At 43.1% G+C, this 15,210-nt stretch carries 12 protein-coding genes; all 12 read right to left on the bottom strand.

What is annotated here, in order from left to right; genetic code table 11:
- Window positions 1–231: 231 nt before the first annotated feature.
- The 12 genes from Q1A41_RS11925 to Q1A41_RS11980 all read right to left on the bottom strand — a co-directional run bounded on the left by Q1A41_RS11925 (window position 232) and on the right by Q1A41_RS11980 (window position 14,757).
- On the bottom strand, window positions 232–1,101 hold the full coding sequence (locus Q1A41_RS11925) for an EamA family transporter (protein ID WP_299979075.1): 870 nt from the start codon (window positions 1,099–1,101) through the stop codon (window positions 232–234).
- A gap of 163 nt (window positions 1,102–1,264) precedes the next feature.
- Window positions 1,265–3,181 carry a TonB-dependent receptor gene (locus tag Q1A41_RS11930; protein ID WP_299979077.1) on the bottom strand — a complete coding sequence of 639 codons (1,917 nt, stop codon included), beginning with the start codon at window positions 3,179–3,181 and terminating at the stop codon, window positions 1,265–1,267.
- Between the two features lie 378 nt (window positions 3,182–3,559).
- Window positions 3,560–4,963 (bottom strand): hypothetical protein, encoded by a 1,404-nt coding sequence (locus tag Q1A41_RS11935; RefSeq protein ID WP_299979079.1) that lies wholly within the window; start codon window positions 4,961–4,963, stop codon window positions 3,560–3,562.
- Window positions 4,964–4,988: 25 nt separating this feature from the next.
- Window positions 4,989–5,711 (bottom strand): hypothetical protein, encoded by a 723-nt coding sequence (locus tag Q1A41_RS11940; protein WP_299979081.1) that lies wholly within the window; start codon window positions 5,709–5,711, stop codon window positions 4,989–4,991.
- A gap of 37 nt (window positions 5,712–5,748) precedes the next feature.
- A complete protein-coding gene (locus Q1A41_RS11945) occupies window positions 5,749–6,141 on the bottom strand; it encodes a hypothetical protein (protein WP_299979083.1) in 393 nt (130 codons plus the stop codon).
- Window positions 6,142–6,211: 70 nt separating this feature from the next.
- Entirely contained in the window at window positions 6,212–7,591 is a 1,380-nt protein-coding gene (locus Q1A41_RS11950; protein WP_299979085.1) for a cold shock domain-containing protein, read from the bottom strand.
- A gap of 420 nt (window positions 7,592–8,011) precedes the next feature.
- On the bottom strand, window positions 8,012–9,538 hold the full coding sequence (locus Q1A41_RS11955) for an amidohydrolase family protein (RefSeq protein ID WP_299979086.1): 1,527 nt from the start codon (window positions 9,536–9,538) through the stop codon (window positions 8,012–8,014).
- A 103-nt stretch (window positions 9,539–9,641) separates the two neighbouring features.
- On the bottom strand, window positions 9,642–11,102 hold the full coding sequence (locus Q1A41_RS11960; RefSeq protein ID WP_299979088.1) for a hypothetical protein: 1,461 nt from the start codon (window positions 11,100–11,102) through the stop codon (window positions 9,642–9,644).
- Window positions 11,103–11,163: 61 nt separating this feature from the next.
- Complete coding sequence (locus Q1A41_RS11965) at window positions 11,164–11,631, bottom strand: hypothetical protein (RefSeq protein WP_299979089.1); 468 nt, start codon at window positions 11,629–11,631, stop codon at window positions 11,164–11,166.
- A gap of 1 nt (window position 11,632) precedes the next feature.
- Entirely contained in the window at window positions 11,633–12,754 is a 1,122-nt protein-coding gene (locus tag Q1A41_RS11970) for a type 1 glutamine amidotransferase domain-containing protein (RefSeq protein ID WP_299979091.1), read from the bottom strand.
- Window positions 12,755–12,832: 78 nt separating this feature from the next.
- Complete coding sequence (locus Q1A41_RS11975) at window positions 12,833–14,083, bottom strand: HAMP domain-containing sensor histidine kinase (RefSeq protein WP_299979093.1); 1,251 nt, start codon at window positions 14,081–14,083, stop codon at window positions 12,833–12,835.
- On the bottom strand, window positions 14,080–14,757 hold the full coding sequence (locus Q1A41_RS11980; protein ID WP_299979095.1) for a response regulator transcription factor: 678 nt from the start codon (window positions 14,755–14,757) through the stop codon (window positions 14,080–14,082). The genes Q1A41_RS11975 and Q1A41_RS11980 overlap by 4 nt, the downstream gene beginning before the upstream one ends.
- Window positions 14,758–15,210 lie beyond the last annotated feature (453 nt).

Consider the following 15,210-nt stretch of genomic DNA (forward strand, 5'->3'; position numbering starts at 1 on the left):
CTGAGGCAATCTCGCTGGATGAATAGATGAAGCTTAGAAGCCCAAAAGACGGTAAAAAGATCAAATAGCAGAAGGCGTGGAGCCCGGAAGGACGTTTGTGGGTAGGTTTATAAGCTGTGATCTGGCATCTCAACCGCCAATCACATGAGCTATGAGAAGTCACACACAAGCACAGCTAATACGCTGGCAGTTAGCTTGCACAGCCTTTGGTTAAGCATTTAAACATAGAGTTTACCCACTATGCCTGCGACGCCCCAACAATAAAGCAAAGGCTATCAAAGCCGCCCCCAAGCCCAAGCGGCTTAGCTCTTCTAGCGTGCCGCCTTTTGCTTCGGCAAAAATAAACAGCGAAGCAAACATAGCCAGCGGCACTACGGCATTGTTAAAGGCCGCCAATATGCCGGTAGTGGTTAAAGTAGCGCCCTTATTCCACATAAAAAAGCCAAGGCCCGAAGCCACCAAGCCTAAATAGAGCAATACCGCCCATTGCTGTGCATTCGCCTCAAGAGGAATTGGCCCTTTGCCAGAGATAAGTGCAGCGGCTAAGGCGGTGAATAAAGCCCCACCCAAATACAACCAAGCAAAGACGGCACTATGGGCTAGCTCTGGGCGAGCCTGCTTCCAATCGCGATAAGCCACCTGCCCAAAAGCAAAAGCCAAATTAGCTATTTGTATTAGCGCAAAGCCCAACCAAATATCGGCACCTTCGGTATTTTTCGCTTTAATCACCGCGGCACCCGCCACCGATAAAGCTGCCGCCAATACATAATCAATAGAAAAATAACGCTTACGCAAGCTATCGATAATCACAATATACAGCGGGGTTAATACCGTAAACAGCGCTACCAAATGAGAAGGTAAATAACGAAACGAAGACAGCAAGCAGGTATACATCACGCCGTACTGAATAGCGCCAATGGCAATAAGCTGCCACTTTTCTTGTTTATTAGTTTGCTGCCACCTTAAAAAGGGTAAGAACACCAACAGCGCCAACAATAAGCGCACATCCGCTACCTGCAATGGGTCAATACCTTTTAGGGCATTGCCAATTAAGCCGAAGGAAAAAGCCCAAATCAGAGAGGTGATAGCAAGATAGTGCATAGAGAGTTTTCTAAAATCTATTATTGAGAGTTAAAGTACTTTCGCAGCCATGGACTGAGCCATAGACAAAGGCTTAAAAAAGAAAAAGAATCAAAAAAAGCAAAAACGTGAGCTAAAAACAAAAGCTTTGCCTTTAGCTCACACTGTCATCAGCTATATAAACTTACCAGCGATAAGTCACACCTAGCGAATACTGATCGCCACGGCCCGGTGTACCCGGCACTTCTTCGAAGGATTCATCCCATAGATTATCCACGGCAAATTTCACCTCTAAGCCTTCTAGCTGCTCGGGGAAGTAGCTAGCGGTTAGATGGGTGAAGAAAGCATCGTCATCGCCATTGCGCAGGGCGTTTTCCTGCTGCTGGCGCCACTCGTTATCGATACGCAGCTCGATGCCATCCATTGGGCGCCAAATGGCCGCTAGGGTAAAGCGGTGATCTGGGTAGTTTAAGGCGTAGAAGCTGGCATCCACATCAGCACTGCCATAATCTTCCGATTTATTTAGATGGGTATAGCTGGCCACAATATCGGCCGTATCAAAACGTTTGGTCGCGATAAGCTCTAAGCCTAAGGTTTCGATATCCACTGGATTGGCCGAGCGTGCCGATGTGCGATCGAAGTTAAAAGTCCAATCGGTCAGCTCATTATCCCAACGATAAAACAGTGCCGCATCTAGGCTCCAGCTAAGGCGATCTAGCACCATACCCAGCTCTAGATTTTTGGTTCTTTCACGGCCAAGATCATGGTTGCTGCGGAACAAGCCACCGGTTTCGCTACCACCAATAGCGGTGTAGCCAACCACTTGGCTAGCTTCAGCATAGGATAAATAAAAGGTCTCAGAGCTGGCATCGCTGTGATTAATTAACCAGTGAATATCCGCAATGGCCGAAACCTGGGATTCATCACGATTGGTTTTATCAAAAGCTGCCCCCAAACGCAGTTTTAATTGCTGATCATCTTGCAGTGCAATTTGATATTCAGGCAATACACTTAACTTCATATAACGGCGCGAGGTGAAGTTTTGCTCAAGCGTGGTGGAATCAATAGAATCGGCCGTAAACTGCGCCGAATAATTTAAGGCTAAGGCTTCATCCAAACCATGACGACCCGATACGGCCAAAGCTTTTACTGCGGTTTTATGAAAAGCTTGGAAAGCCGTTGGGCGCTCGCGTGAGAAAATATAATGATCGCTATTGCGGCGATAATAAGCCGAAACTTCAAAGCTATTCTGTTGGCCCTTAGCTGTACTGCCATAGCTTTGCTGATGGTTAAACATCAACAATTTGGTTTCCAAATCTTCGGTTTCGTTTACGCCAAACGGGGTGTACATATTAGGCCAACCAAAGAATTTACTCTGATAACCAAAAAATAAATCGGTTTGAGAATCGTCACCCAATAACTGAACACGTCCCGATGCGCGATCATAATCGTGATCGCCGTGCTCGATACTGCCATCGCTTTCTGAGCGGGAATATTCCGCTTCTAGCCCCAAGGTCCAATCTTCTGCAGATTCCAGCTCGGTCGTCATGGCGCTGTGTACGCGCTGTACATTTAAGGCATTGTTTCCTGCTGCAGCCGATACGCTGCCACCAGCACGCACCGGCAACCAGGCGTAAGAGATGCTGCCCACTGAGCTGTTTACGCCATACAGGGCGTTATCGGCACCGGTTAAGACATCGGGCTTGCTCAACATTTCTGGGGCGATGGGGATCTCAGCAAAATAGTGACCAGTTTGCGGGTCGATCAAGGTGGCACTACCGATGCGAAAGCCGGTGCTTTCAAAGATACCGCCACGAATGGTGACATCGGCCTGGGCCTCGGCCATATTGCGCGATTGCAAATCAATGCGCGGATCGTATTCTAAATTGGATATCGGTGAGCTATAGGTGCCCACTGGCTGATTGTTGGCGGTCATTACGCCCTGAACAATCACTTGCTCTAGTTTTGAGTTATCTTGCTTGTTGGCTGCGCTATTGGCTTTTTCAGCGATATTCTGAGCGGCCAAGCTTAGGCTGCTGCTTAGTGCGGCAACACTTAATACGCTGCCGTAAAGGGCAGCGTTACGTACAAAGGCTGTCATCCTGCTCTCTTCCTACTTCTCTTTACTTGCGGTTAACCAGTGACCATTACTGGGTTAACGGCGCAGGATTGTACATGATTGGCTATGGATGAAGTAGGAAATTTGATAATAATTCGCAAATAGCCTGGTATTGGTGGTGTTTATAATGGTCGAAATTTGAGCGCTTGTTTAAGAGGGAGAACAGAAATGTTGTGTTTTGGAGTATTGAGGGAATCTGACCGCTTTCAGCTTTGACGATTGCTAGCCTGGAACACGCTTAAACCATCCAAGGGCGCTCGACTTCGCAGCATCCATGCTGCTCTACGGTTCCTGGCCAGCAACCGTCAAAGCTAAAAGCTACATTGGGGCTTTTACAAGGAGAGACCTTGCGCCCTTGACTTAGACATTCAACTCTTCAGTTACATTCTCAGGTGAATCACTAGCTTCAAACTGCGTGACATTTCTAACTTCTGAGAATATCGTCGGAATTGATGGTTCTTCTTCCTGCTTTTTCTCTTTTATCTTAGGAGCCTGGGCAACCCACTTGGTCAGAAGCTGGCCTGCATCATGATAAAATTTCGGGAATTGAGTAGAAACATCTTCTACGAATGTCTTGGCCCCTTTAAACCTTGCTCCTAGATCCACTACCCGAACAACTTCTAAGTATGTAGGTAGCTCTCGTACATTTGGTGGTATAAGAACAGATGGGTCTTCTAGTACTGCATCCAGTGATGCCATTGTTTCCGGTATTCTTTTCGGCCAATAAGCCCTAATAGATAAGTTTTCGTAGTTAGTGCCTTTCAACTGACGGGTCAGCCAATTAATTGATGCAGTTGCCCTACTTTTGTCTTTAGGAGCTTCTAATTTCATCGAAACATTGATGACCTTCCTAAGTACATCCGCTGACAACACAAGTCTAGATGCCGCATTAGGTATGTTAAACTCAGCCTTTAAACTGGACTCCTTTGCTAAATAAGCACAATCTTCTGAAAAATTCAGATCAGCATCTTTCTCCCTCTGCCGCGTGAGGTTTATATCAACAGGTTGACCGATAGCCATACTTAAATTCAGTGTCAGATGCCTCAGCAGTTGATGCCAACCAGATACAGACTCAGTTAAAAACTCTGCTTTTCTATTGAGAGCAACACCGTTTTGAACAGCAGTGCAAAGGTCTTTCCATAAAGCAGGCATTTTATTGAGTGCTGTAATACCTGAAGAGTCATGATCAAGGTAACGAACTAGCTCACTAAGAATATATGCTTGTTCTGGGTCATCAATCCCCTTGGCCCCAGTTAATAGAACAGCTTTTGACTTCAATGAAAGCCAAGAAAAATGGTAGAGCTCAACAGATTTTGTCTTCGACTTAGCTATTGTCAAAGGGTGATGAGTAGGAGTTGTCGCAAACTGATTCGAAATTGTTATTACCGCATTTATCTTATACTGCTTTGCTAAAGACAGGTATTCTTCGACTTGATCGTTTGTAAGTTCTGCATTTCCTATTTTCGATTCAATTAATGCAGTCCAAGTCTTCGATCCATTAGCAACGACTACCAGACCATCTGGCCGCGGCCCCTTCCCTTTGTCTGCCGACTTAAATACCACCTCAGTGTAACAAGTAATTTTGGATCGCTTACCAATTGAAGCACCAGCATCTGAAAGGACACTTGTAGCAAAACTTGGAACCACCATAAACGAGGCCAGCAAGGTTGATGTAGCTCGTTCCTCCTTTTTGGAATCAGCCACTGTCGGAATCAATCTAGCTAACTGACCCGACGCCAATATTGATGTTATTTCTGAAGACATTATAAACTCCTTTTCTTTCCATTATTCATTGGGCAGCCAAACCTTCTGACACAAGCTCTCCCTCATTAGACCTGTCTTTTCTTTTAGGCAATACAATCTTTCCATCAACAGATATTAGTCTAAAAATAGTGTCAAAGTAACTTGTTAATAACTTAGCTATGGCTTTGTTATTGTCAAAAACTTGCTTCTTCCATTTAGCCTTCAATTCCTTGTATTTACAATTTAAAGCCAGCTCGAATGAATCATCAACTTCACTTACTAATCTCAACGAGGACAACCAATTTAGATCAAAGTCAGAATATCTTTCGCTATGTACATGTAAGTTTCGTGTATTATTGATTCCTTCAAGGCTATCCTTTATTCTTGAATAAAGATCGTCAAAATCTGCCTTAATATCGAGCGACGGATCAGCCTTAGAGTACATTCTTGATATTTTCGTTGCGTACGAATTTAGACGTTCTTTTAGAATGTAAATTTCACTTATATAGCTCGCGATGATATGTTTGAAATATAAGTCAATACTTATTCGTTTACTTCTGGGAGGATTTAACCCAACCAATACCAATAGCAGCTCTATTGTCTCAATAGTTTCACAAATATCTGTAAAGCCTTTGAAAATCTTATAAAAGTCATCATACCCATCAGGTTCAAACTCCTCTCCTCTGTCTGAGGCCTCTTTCATAGGGACAATAAAAGTCTTAGCAAACTCAGCCATTTCCCCTTGATACGATTCTAAATCATCAATCATTACACACTACCGACTACCTAAACTTGTTAGAGGTTTTCTAGCTGGTGACAATTTCATAAGCCATCACTATTTTTTCTATTTGAATTGACGCACTTCTTCGATCCTCAGCTACGGCAGTAATAAATTTAGTATTTTCATTGTCAGGTGCTTCGTCAGAAGTAAGAAGGGCCACGTCCATCCACTTTCCATCATCGGAAATTGCTGAAATATTACCAATTGCGATCGTGTGTCCACTAGTTGTTACCAATCCAAAATACCACTGATCCCCCATCATTCGCTCAGTATACCAAGCGGGCAAAATTTCAGTTGCTTTTCCCGCGTCACTTAGCATTCCAATCTTTGACTTGATCTTTTTCCATTGCTCGTTTGACAACCACAGACTACTCAGCCCGGTTCCAACGGCAATTACTGAAAGTACTATTTCTAACATAAATATCCTTTAATTCTGGTTAACTCGGAGTTCCAACGTTTCAAGCAGAAGCGCCAGCTTGGCTGGCATCCTACTGCCTTGATTTGTCAGGGGCTAAATCTACCTCGATAGCCTTAGGCCCCCTGGAAGATTCTTGCACTTTATATTGAACCCTTTGCTTGCCTTTAAGTGGTAGTTCATCCTTAGGGATAACATCCGATTGATGTACAAAAAAGTCATTTCCATCATCTCCTCGAATAAATCCGAACCCTTGCTCTTCCCCAAACCATTTTACATGACCAAACTTAATGGGTTCATCAATTACAGGAGGGAGTAATGAGTCATTATGGATATAACCACTGATAAAATTCTTATCAAAGAACTGGGACACATACCAGTAAGGGCCATCACCATCGAAGCCATAAATACAGTGATCGCAATCGAGACTTCTTAAGCCGGCCGGTGTCACAGACAACACAGTAGAATTACAATCAGCTTTCTCGTATACGTTAACCTCATCCCTTTCTAGCTCAATATGATACCTTTGATAGTCAGCGGTTTTTACAGTGTTCTTAACACTATGAATTGAAAAAATTATATTTATTGTAGTGTCGTAAATATATTGAATCTTACTCGCCAATATCTCCAGATCCAACTTGTCAAAATCTCTTTTCACAAACCAGTTTTTATCACTATCCCTATACACGTTTGGCGTAAGTCGCCAAACATTCCAGTACGAAGTGCTATCTACTCTTAAAGTTGATAGTTCTTGGTGCAGGTGCGCTTGATCATAAACTATATAGTCGGTGGGTGATTTAACATTCTTTTTAATATAGTCGGCATTTCTAGCAAAATATGGAGCATAGCTAGACGGCCTAAATGCGGCTAAAAGACCTTTTAGTGGTGGGGCTCCTTCCCTGAACCCAGAAATGTCGTACTTGTTCTCTATTTCAAGATAGAGAGATTTCCTACAAAATATCGCGCATTCATCCAACTCTCCTGCTTCAAGCTTATCTCTAGCTTGAAGCAAAATGTCTTTTGTTTCTCCATCATTTAGAAGATCAATAGTACTGAGAGTTGCAAAGCTCTCATTCATAATTGACGCACAGGACTCAGAAAAGAATTCCCCAACACTCACTTCTAACCTTTCTACTTCCTGTCGCGATGGTTGAATCCCATAGTGTTTCGAATCAACCCTAATTCGATTTAATCGTAATAACTGGGTTTTAAATGGAAGCTCTTTAGGGGCTATTTTCTCATTTATTAAAACAAAGTATCTATCGAATGTTGTTCGCTGATCGACTTGCGCCTCAACAAAATCAGAAAGCGCCAAAAGAAATGATTCAACTGCATCTTGCAACAAGTTTACTGTAGAGAATAGGTACAGATCATTTGTAGAATTTAGGTGATCTTTAGATAACCCATATAGGTGTCGAGCCAAACAGACTCTTCTGACGACTTCGATATCCATATTTATCCTAGGCTCCTAACAGTGTGTTAAACAGCCCCCTAAATAAGGGGTAGGATGCCTTTAATAGTTTAGGGGTAAAAAATATTGAGGAAGGAGTCCATTTAAATACCACCCGCATTCCCTTGCCCAAGTGCATAAACCACTGTTTTACCACACTTTTCATGCGTATTAATAAATTAGTACCAGATTGATGAAATTTGGCATCTAAAGCATCTTTTATTCGTGATAGTTTTGCTGCTTTTAGTCTTACGATTAAAAAGTGCTCAGCATGTTTGACTGGGGCAGTTGGTGTTGCCCCTTTAGCCGTATCACCATAAACAAGGGAGTTGTTGCTGGGGTGAGTGATGGGTGCTTGGGGGTTGCTGGATTAATTGAAGTTGGGTTTCAAACCACTTCCTTGTGGTTTAGCTCTGCTTGCATTTAGTGTGTTACTTCTACTAACTGGCCTTCCTTTACTATCATTTCGGCTGTGAAGACGTTTTCTATGTCTTGTAGTGGGTTGTTTGCTAGGACGATAAAATCGGCTTGCAAGCCAGGCGCTATGGCCCCTACTTTATTGCTTAGTTTATAGGCTTTGGCATTGCCTGCTGTGGCGGCTTGTAGGATTCTTTGATTGCTTATGCCGGCCTTTTTCCATTCGCGCATTTCTCCTAGCAGCGAGTAGGCGTGTAGTGTCCCTGGGTTTCCGGCGTCGGTGCCAAAGGCTATGTTTACGCCCGAATCGATAATGCGTTTGAGGTTATCGCTTTGGATTTCTACGGCTGATTTTGCGAAGTTTGGTTTTAGTTGCTCCACGATCGATCGCTCTTGTTCGTTGAGGTTTTTCAGTGCCTCTTCTGGTGCATCGACATAGGGGGTGTATTTCAGTAGCAGCTGGCTCATTGAGTCTGTTTTAGGAATATTGGCCATAAGCTCTGCAAAGCTATTTAAAATGATTGGGTCGCCGTGTTTTTGCTCTAAGCGATTAAAACTCACCGCCCCTTTAAACATCTCGGAGTAATGCGCAGTCACCGATAAGGTGGGCATATAGCTGGCATTGCGAGCCTTCATCAATTGGATAAGCTCTTCATCAATAGGCTCGGATATCACTCCGTGTACTAAGATATCGCCACCCGCTTCAATCGATCTTTTGGCATTGGCCAAATCCTCTACGTGTACGGCCACTTGTTTATTATGTTTATGGGCGGCATCGATCACTGGCTTATATAAATTATAAAGCTCGTCTGTCGTCATTCCTGTTTCCTGGCTCCATACGATTTTTATAATATCGGCCTGCATGGCTATTTGCTGCTTAAGGGTATTTAGCGCTTCTTCCTCTGTGGCGACCTTACTAAAGGTTTTTCCATTAAGGCTTAGCTTTGGCATATCCATTGGCGATAGCAGTGTGCCTGCCATCAATAGATTAGGTGATGGCTTATAGCTTGCTAGCTGACGATGGTGAGCCATATATTCCGAAGGGCCACCTAAATCTACAATCGTTGTTACCCCCATATTCAAATAGCTTTCAAATATCGAGCGGGAATTATCAAGCAGCCACTGCTGATCTTGTTGGTAAGGTGATATTTTTGTTGCATCCAGGGTATCTGGCCGCGTAAAAGCACTTCCCGATTGGGCTAGGTGAATATGGCCATCGATCAAGCCCGGCATAATCCATTTATCTTTAATGTTTAGGACTTTAAACCCTGCAGGAACTTGTTCTTTGCTAGAAAGAACTTTTAAGATTTTTCCGCCTTCTAGCAAAATCGTTGCATTGTGAAGAACCGAACCACTTTCGGGGTTGATTATATGCCCGCCCACAAAAGCCGTTTTTTGGCCGTTCTTGATGCTGTTATTTGTATCGTTTGTATTTACATCGCTTTCAGCTTTAGCCTCTGCTGCTGCAGGCATTAACATAAGCAGTGAAGCAAACATGGTGATTAGTGCGAGTATCTTTCTGTATATTATCAACTTGTGTGATCCTCAGTAGTGATCTGTAAAACTCTGCTCTTCAAACTTAATCAGAATGAGAAGAGCTTATTAATGTGTTTTATAGGTAGTGTTTTGGGGCCTACTACAAGCTATCGATATGCCCTTCTTGGCAAACATCGTATTGCTTGGCACAGGTGGGGCTTTTATAGCGACCAATAATTGATTTAACTTCCTTGCTAGACAGTAACCTTGGGCTTCGCCCATCAATATATGTTTCGATATCCAGCTCTAGCTCGTTTACTTTCCCAATAAAAGTCTTCATATCTTTGAACGGTCTGGCCGTACCATTCTCATAGATGGTTCCGAAATGATCATGTGAATAGAGCATCTTTTGCTTAGGTAAATAGAGAACTAGGTTTTCGGCCGCATGCGCTGTTGTAAGCTTTAAAATACGAACATCGCCAAGTGCTACCTCCTTATCCACAAGCAACAGCTCTTCTTTGCCGATATCCCTACCCAGGGTTTTATTAATAAGCGCAAGAGCGTTAGAACTTGTGACAATGCTGGCATTTAGAGCAAGAGCAGGTTTAATTAGCTGAAGATGCTCGGTATGGTGATGGGGCAACACGACATATTTGAGGGGTTTATTCGAACCGGTTTTGGCTAATAAGCTTTGGTAGTTTTTATCAAGCTTTCGTCCGCCACCTGATGCAATGAAGTAATCATCAGCTTCTACAAATATAGATTGTGATCGTCCATTACCCACTAGATACACCCCGTGCCCTAGCAGACGTAGGCCCTTAGCACTCGGAGCTGCCGGCTTACCCCAAGCAGAAAAGCCCGCCGGCTCCTGAAACGCACTTTGGGTATCTGGGTTGAGATCTAGGTTTCTATATATCGATACCTTTCTGGCTTTGCCACCCACAAAATAACTTAGATCACGGGCATAACTGATACCCGCTTTGGATTTGTGGTTTGAGAACACATAAACTAATTCGCCAACACGGGCGTGTTTTGCTGTAACTTTTGCTATCACCCCTGTACGGGAGTCAATCAAGATTTGATGTGGGCTATTGCCAAATAGGGGCAGCGATACTTGATAGTGCTCTACACCTCGAAACTGCGCTAGCCCATCGAAACTGAGTTGATCTGCATTTTCTAATAACTGCTTTGCGATTAAAGTATCGCTACTTCTTTCTATGGAGCGCCCGGTATTTTTATAGTTGTACCAACTGTCATCAAAATACTTCTGATAGACGAGATCATAAACTCTTCCACCTTCTTTTGATGAAATATACTGCTCAAAATCGGTAACCGTGCGTACCTCCCTCCATGAAAGTAGGCTTTTTCTTTGTTTAACAAAGTCTATTAAAAGCGTTTCTTTTAACTTCCAGAAATCGGGTAAGTCAGGACTTTCATCTTGACCAGGCCAGAGGCTCTTATTGTAATCATAGATTTTTATACTGTTTAAGCTCTTCAATTTGTCTGCATTATAAGCTTTGGACAGTAACTGAATGACTGGCTCAGCCTTGTCGCCTGCCATTGCTGGAAGGTGTGCAAACAGCAGCACCATAGCAAATACTGTATTTAGTTTTTTTGTCATCATGGTTTGTAGAGTTATTGATTAGTGTTCATTTTCTGTTGATGCGAGTATTTCTTTATGGCTACCACAGCTCTTCGACTAAGGATATTTTCCCATCGCTAAAGCCAAATACGGCTAACCGAGGCTCTTCAGGATGCCAAACACCGTCCTCCTTCACTACGCCATGTGAATACTCAACCGCTATGTGAGATTTCCCATAGATTGCCCGCAAAACTCGGGCGTGATGAGCATTGGTTTTGTTATAGAAATTCCTATTGAGATTTCTGATAAAGGCTTTTCGCCACTTGTCTTTATCAAAGTCAGCGCCGTACTCAAAATGGATATATTTAACATCCTCATGCATCGCCTCCAGCAAAGAATCAATATCCTCAATACTTGACCCTTGGCGCGAAACTTTGGCCAAGGCAGTGAAATAGGCTTCAACTTGATTTAATTTGCATTCCTTGCTGCAATCAGCTGCCCCTGCTGAAGACCAGAAAGCTGACAGCAGTACCATTAGGGATAACCTTGTTTTGCAGATCACAGCCATCTCACTTCGCCTTACCGTTGATTAAGCCTTTAAGATCCGCCATCTTTTCATGATCTGGATAAAGGTCTTTAAACTTTTCAAAGTTCTGCTTTGCTTTGGCTTTCATGCCCTGTTCAACTTCCGCTGAAATAAGCTTGGCTAGGTATACTGGGTGTTCAAAATTACGCCCAATGGCCTGCATGATATCGAGCTCCACAAGCTTGCTGGCTTTATCTTCGGCTAGGCCGTAAGCATAAAAACCGTATAGAGCCATATAATTCATGTCGTACATTTCAGGCTTAGATTTAATGGCCAGATCGATTAGATAAGAGCCGCTGCTTCTGGCTTTAGAGATCAGTGTCAGTGTGGCTTCATCTTTGAATAGTTTTCGGTCTTTAATATCTACCCCTGCTTTCGTTAGCAAAACCTCTGCAGCTTGGGCGACGGCACCAGGGTTTTGAGCGGTAATTAAGTTTCCATCCACAGAGATATAAGGCAGCATCGGGGCATTATTTACGAAGGTAGCACCATGTTCTTTTAGCTTATCTTCAAGCAGAAATGGCAAATCATCGATCACATCACTACCGAAGGCTCGCTCTTCTGCATTGGTAAATCCATTTACCTTTTTATTCGCCACAAAATAGCTGCCATCTTTTCTCTTTACATTAACTAGGGCTGCAGGGCCGTGACATACGGCGGCGATTGGCTTGCTGCTATTAACATGCTTTTCAAGAAAGGCTTGGGTAGCTTGATCAACTGGCAAATCAAACATGGCGCCACTACCACCAATAACCAGCACGGCATCGTAGGGTTTGTTAATGGCCTCTTTACTCGATAGGGTATTGGCAAGCTGCTTTAGGGCGGGAGTTTCGTTTTTAAAACGCTGAATAAAAGGCAGTTGGTCTTTGTTGTTTTTGACCAATACAGCACCGCCTTTAGGGCTTAGCAGGTCAATACTCACCCCATTATCATGCAGGACGAGGTAGGCCTGTGCTAGCTCTTCTAAATCGTAGCTAAGATGTTCCCGCCCCTTTTCTCCATAGCTGGAAATAAGGATGCCAACGTTTTTGGAAGTCTCACTTGCATTCGCAAAGGGAACAAGTAAGACAATTAGAAAGCTTAATATCGCGTTGAATGGTCGCATAATATTCTCTACTGGCTTAAATTAACTAAGCGTTAGAATATCAAGGCGTTTGTCGTGATTTCGTGAAATGTCGTCTTATTAACTCTGGGGAGAGGTATTAATGATTATTCTGAACTGACCACTACTTACTTCAACATCCACCTCCCAATTTAGAGCCAAACACACCCTTTCTACTAAGAACAAGCCCAAGCCAAGCCCCTGGCTGCTCTCCCTCTTCACCTTAGGAGAGATTGGGTTATCCTTATGGATATAATCTGTCTCGTTTTCAAAGATGATAACTGCACCCTCGTCTGAATAGATCTTTAAACGATGATCAGAGGAGTAATGGATGGCATTGGAGATTAGATTATTAATCAGTAATTGAAGAAGATTTTTATTGCCAGATACCTGTAAGGATTCAGACACATCCATCTGGAGAGTAAAATCCTCATGCTTTGACAACTCAAAATGAGACACCACCACATCTTCTAACACATCAATAAACCTTATAGGTTCTAGCAATGTTGCCTCATTACGGGCCAGCGCCAGCAAGGTGTTTATGATTTGCTCGATGCGAAGTGTATTATCCTCAAGGTAATTTAGCTGCTTTGCAGATAAGGTATCGTTTTGCTTCAGCTCGGCAATAACATTTTTTATCACCGTAGTTGGTGTACGAAGCTCATGGCTAACATCACGCGTGAAATTCTCTTCCCTGCTGAGTAGCTCTTGGGTCTTTTTGAAGCTCAGCTCGATAGTCTCTGCGAGCATTCCAATTTCGTTTTTGGGAAACTCATCAGAAAATCCATCATCTATGCTGGGGTTTGAAGCTATCTTATTAGTCAAGCGCTCCAGAGGCTTGAGTGTTTTTTTCGCCAAGTAATAGGCCATATAAGATGCCAAAGCAGCAACAACGGCCAATAGGGCCAGCAAGGCCATTGATACGACCGGAAGATAATCTCGGCCCACTTCATATTTCGTAATATCCGCTACCAGTACCGCATTTTCACCTTCAATTTCTAGGGGGTGAACATATAGACTAATGCGATCGCCGCTTTTAAATTCAACCTGATTAACATCTTTCAAATGCTGCAAATAAATATCGACAGGCAGCTCATCCCAGCCCGGGTATAGGGTTAAAAAAGGAGCCCTAGGGTCTACCAGCTTCCTCTCTTCCTTGTAGATCTTCTCAATATAGTTCGCTTCCTCGGTGACTATTCTATTAAAAATATTGTCTTCCACTATCCAGGAATAGCCCAACAGCAAGATACTATAGATGAGCGATACTAGGAGTATGATGCCAACAAATAGATGAATAATGCCTTTATGAATGCTTTTATCTTTATAGTTCATTCTTCTGTGAGCCTAAAACCCGCGCCATGAATGGTTTTTATCATTGGGTACTCAAATGGCTTATCAATTGCTTTTCTTAATGTGTATATATGAGAGCGAAGTACATCGCTATCGGGAAAGTCTTCACCCCAAATTTTTCGAGTCAGCTCATTCCTGCTAACCGCCGAAGGAAAAGCCTTGGCCAGCTCAAGTAAAATAGCAAAGTCGGTAACGCTTAGATTTATTGACTGACCATCTCTGCTGACTAGTTTTTTCTTACTATCAACCAGCAGACCACCGATAGCAATGGATTCGCTTTGATTCGCAGAGCGCCTTTTCGCCAGAGCCTTACAGCGCATAGCGACTTCTTCAAGCTCAAAAGGCTTAGTCAAATAATCATCCGTCCCCGAATCAAAGCCTCGAATCTTGTCATCCAAGCTATCTCTAGCCGTCAGCATTAAAATGGGGACGTTAGCATCAACTTCTGCTCTTACTGTTTCACAGATATCCAAGCCATCCATATCGGGTAACATCAAGTCGAGTATGATCACATCGAATTGATTCTCTCGTAATAATTGCAGCCCTACTCGGCCATTGTGTGCGTAATCGACAATAAAACCTTTTCCCGTCAAGAAATCGATCAACTGCCCCGCAATAGCTTGATTATCTTCAATGACTAATAGATGAATGTTCATTTTTTATTAGCTCTAATGTTTTTCCCGCTTCAATGCCTTCATTATCCAGCAGTATAACGCCCGACGGTATAGGCTTCCCCCTCCTGTCGAGCTAAACGCCTTGTCATAGCTTTTTTATCTACCTGGTGTTTTAACTCAGATGCTTTGCCAAAGTACGTTGTGGATTTTCTAATTCTGGGGAAATTTCTAGATGCTACCGGAGCACCCATATAGATAGACAAGCAGCAATAAAGCACTGAAAACTCTAGCTTTCATTCAAACATAGCCACTCATAGCACTGGCAGCATATTAATCAAGCAAGTGTGAAGACTTCGTCATGTCATGCTTTGGGCGGTTTTAGAGGCTACCGACATTCAAAGGGCGCTTGCCTAAGGGTGATACGTCTTAGCTATCCTTTGTACCAACAATTGACTTGCCATAAGCTCTATACCACTATTAGGTACATATTGGTAT

Source organism: uncultured Pseudoteredinibacter sp., from assembly GCF_947502065.1.
In the GTDB taxonomy this organism is placed as follows: Bacteria; Pseudomonadota; Gammaproteobacteria; order Pseudomonadales; family Cellvibrionaceae; genus Pseudoteredinibacter.

Excerpts from the sequence above, each read along its gene's own strand:
- Q1A41_RS11960 (WP_299979088.1), bottom strand. The coding sequence starts at position 11,102 with ATGACAAAAAAACTAAATACAGTATTTGCTATGGTGCTGCTGTTTGCA.
- Q1A41_RS11970 (WP_299979091.1), bottom strand. The coding sequence starts at position 12,754 with ATGCGACCATTCAACGCGATATTAAGCTTTCTAATTGTCTTACTTGTT.
- Q1A41_RS11930 (WP_299979077.1), bottom strand. The coding sequence starts at position 3,181 with ATGACAGCCTTTGTACGTAACGCTGCCCTTTACGGCAGCGTATTAAGT.
- Q1A41_RS11965 (WP_299979089.1), bottom strand. The coding sequence starts at position 11,631 with ATGGCTGTGATCTGCAAAACAAGGTTATCCCTAATGGTACTGCTGTCA.
- Q1A41_RS11940 (WP_299979081.1), bottom strand. The coding sequence starts at position 5,711 with ATGATTGATGATTTAGAATCGTATCAAGGGGAAATGGCTGAGTTTGCT.
- Q1A41_RS11925 (WP_299979075.1), bottom strand. The coding sequence starts at position 1,101 with ATGCACTATCTTGCTATCACCTCTCTGATTTGGGCTTTTTCCTTCGGC.
- Q1A41_RS11950 (WP_299979085.1), bottom strand. The coding sequence starts at position 7,591 with ATGGATATCGAAGTCGTCAGAAGAGTCTGTTTGGCTCGACACCTATAT.
- Q1A41_RS11980 (WP_299979095.1), bottom strand. The coding sequence starts at position 14,757 with ATGAACATTCATCTATTAGTCATTGAAGATAATCAAGCTATTGCGGGG.
- Q1A41_RS11945 (WP_299979083.1), bottom strand. The coding sequence starts at position 6,141 with ATGTTAGAAATAGTACTTTCAGTAATTGCCGTTGGAACCGGGCTGAGT.
- Q1A41_RS11935 (WP_299979079.1), bottom strand. The coding sequence starts at position 4,963 with ATGTCTTCAGAAATAACATCAATATTGGCGTCGGGTCAGTTAGCTAGA.
- Q1A41_RS11975 (WP_299979093.1), bottom strand. The coding sequence starts at position 14,083 with ATGAACTATAAAGATAAAAGCATTCATAAAGGCATTATTCATCTATTT.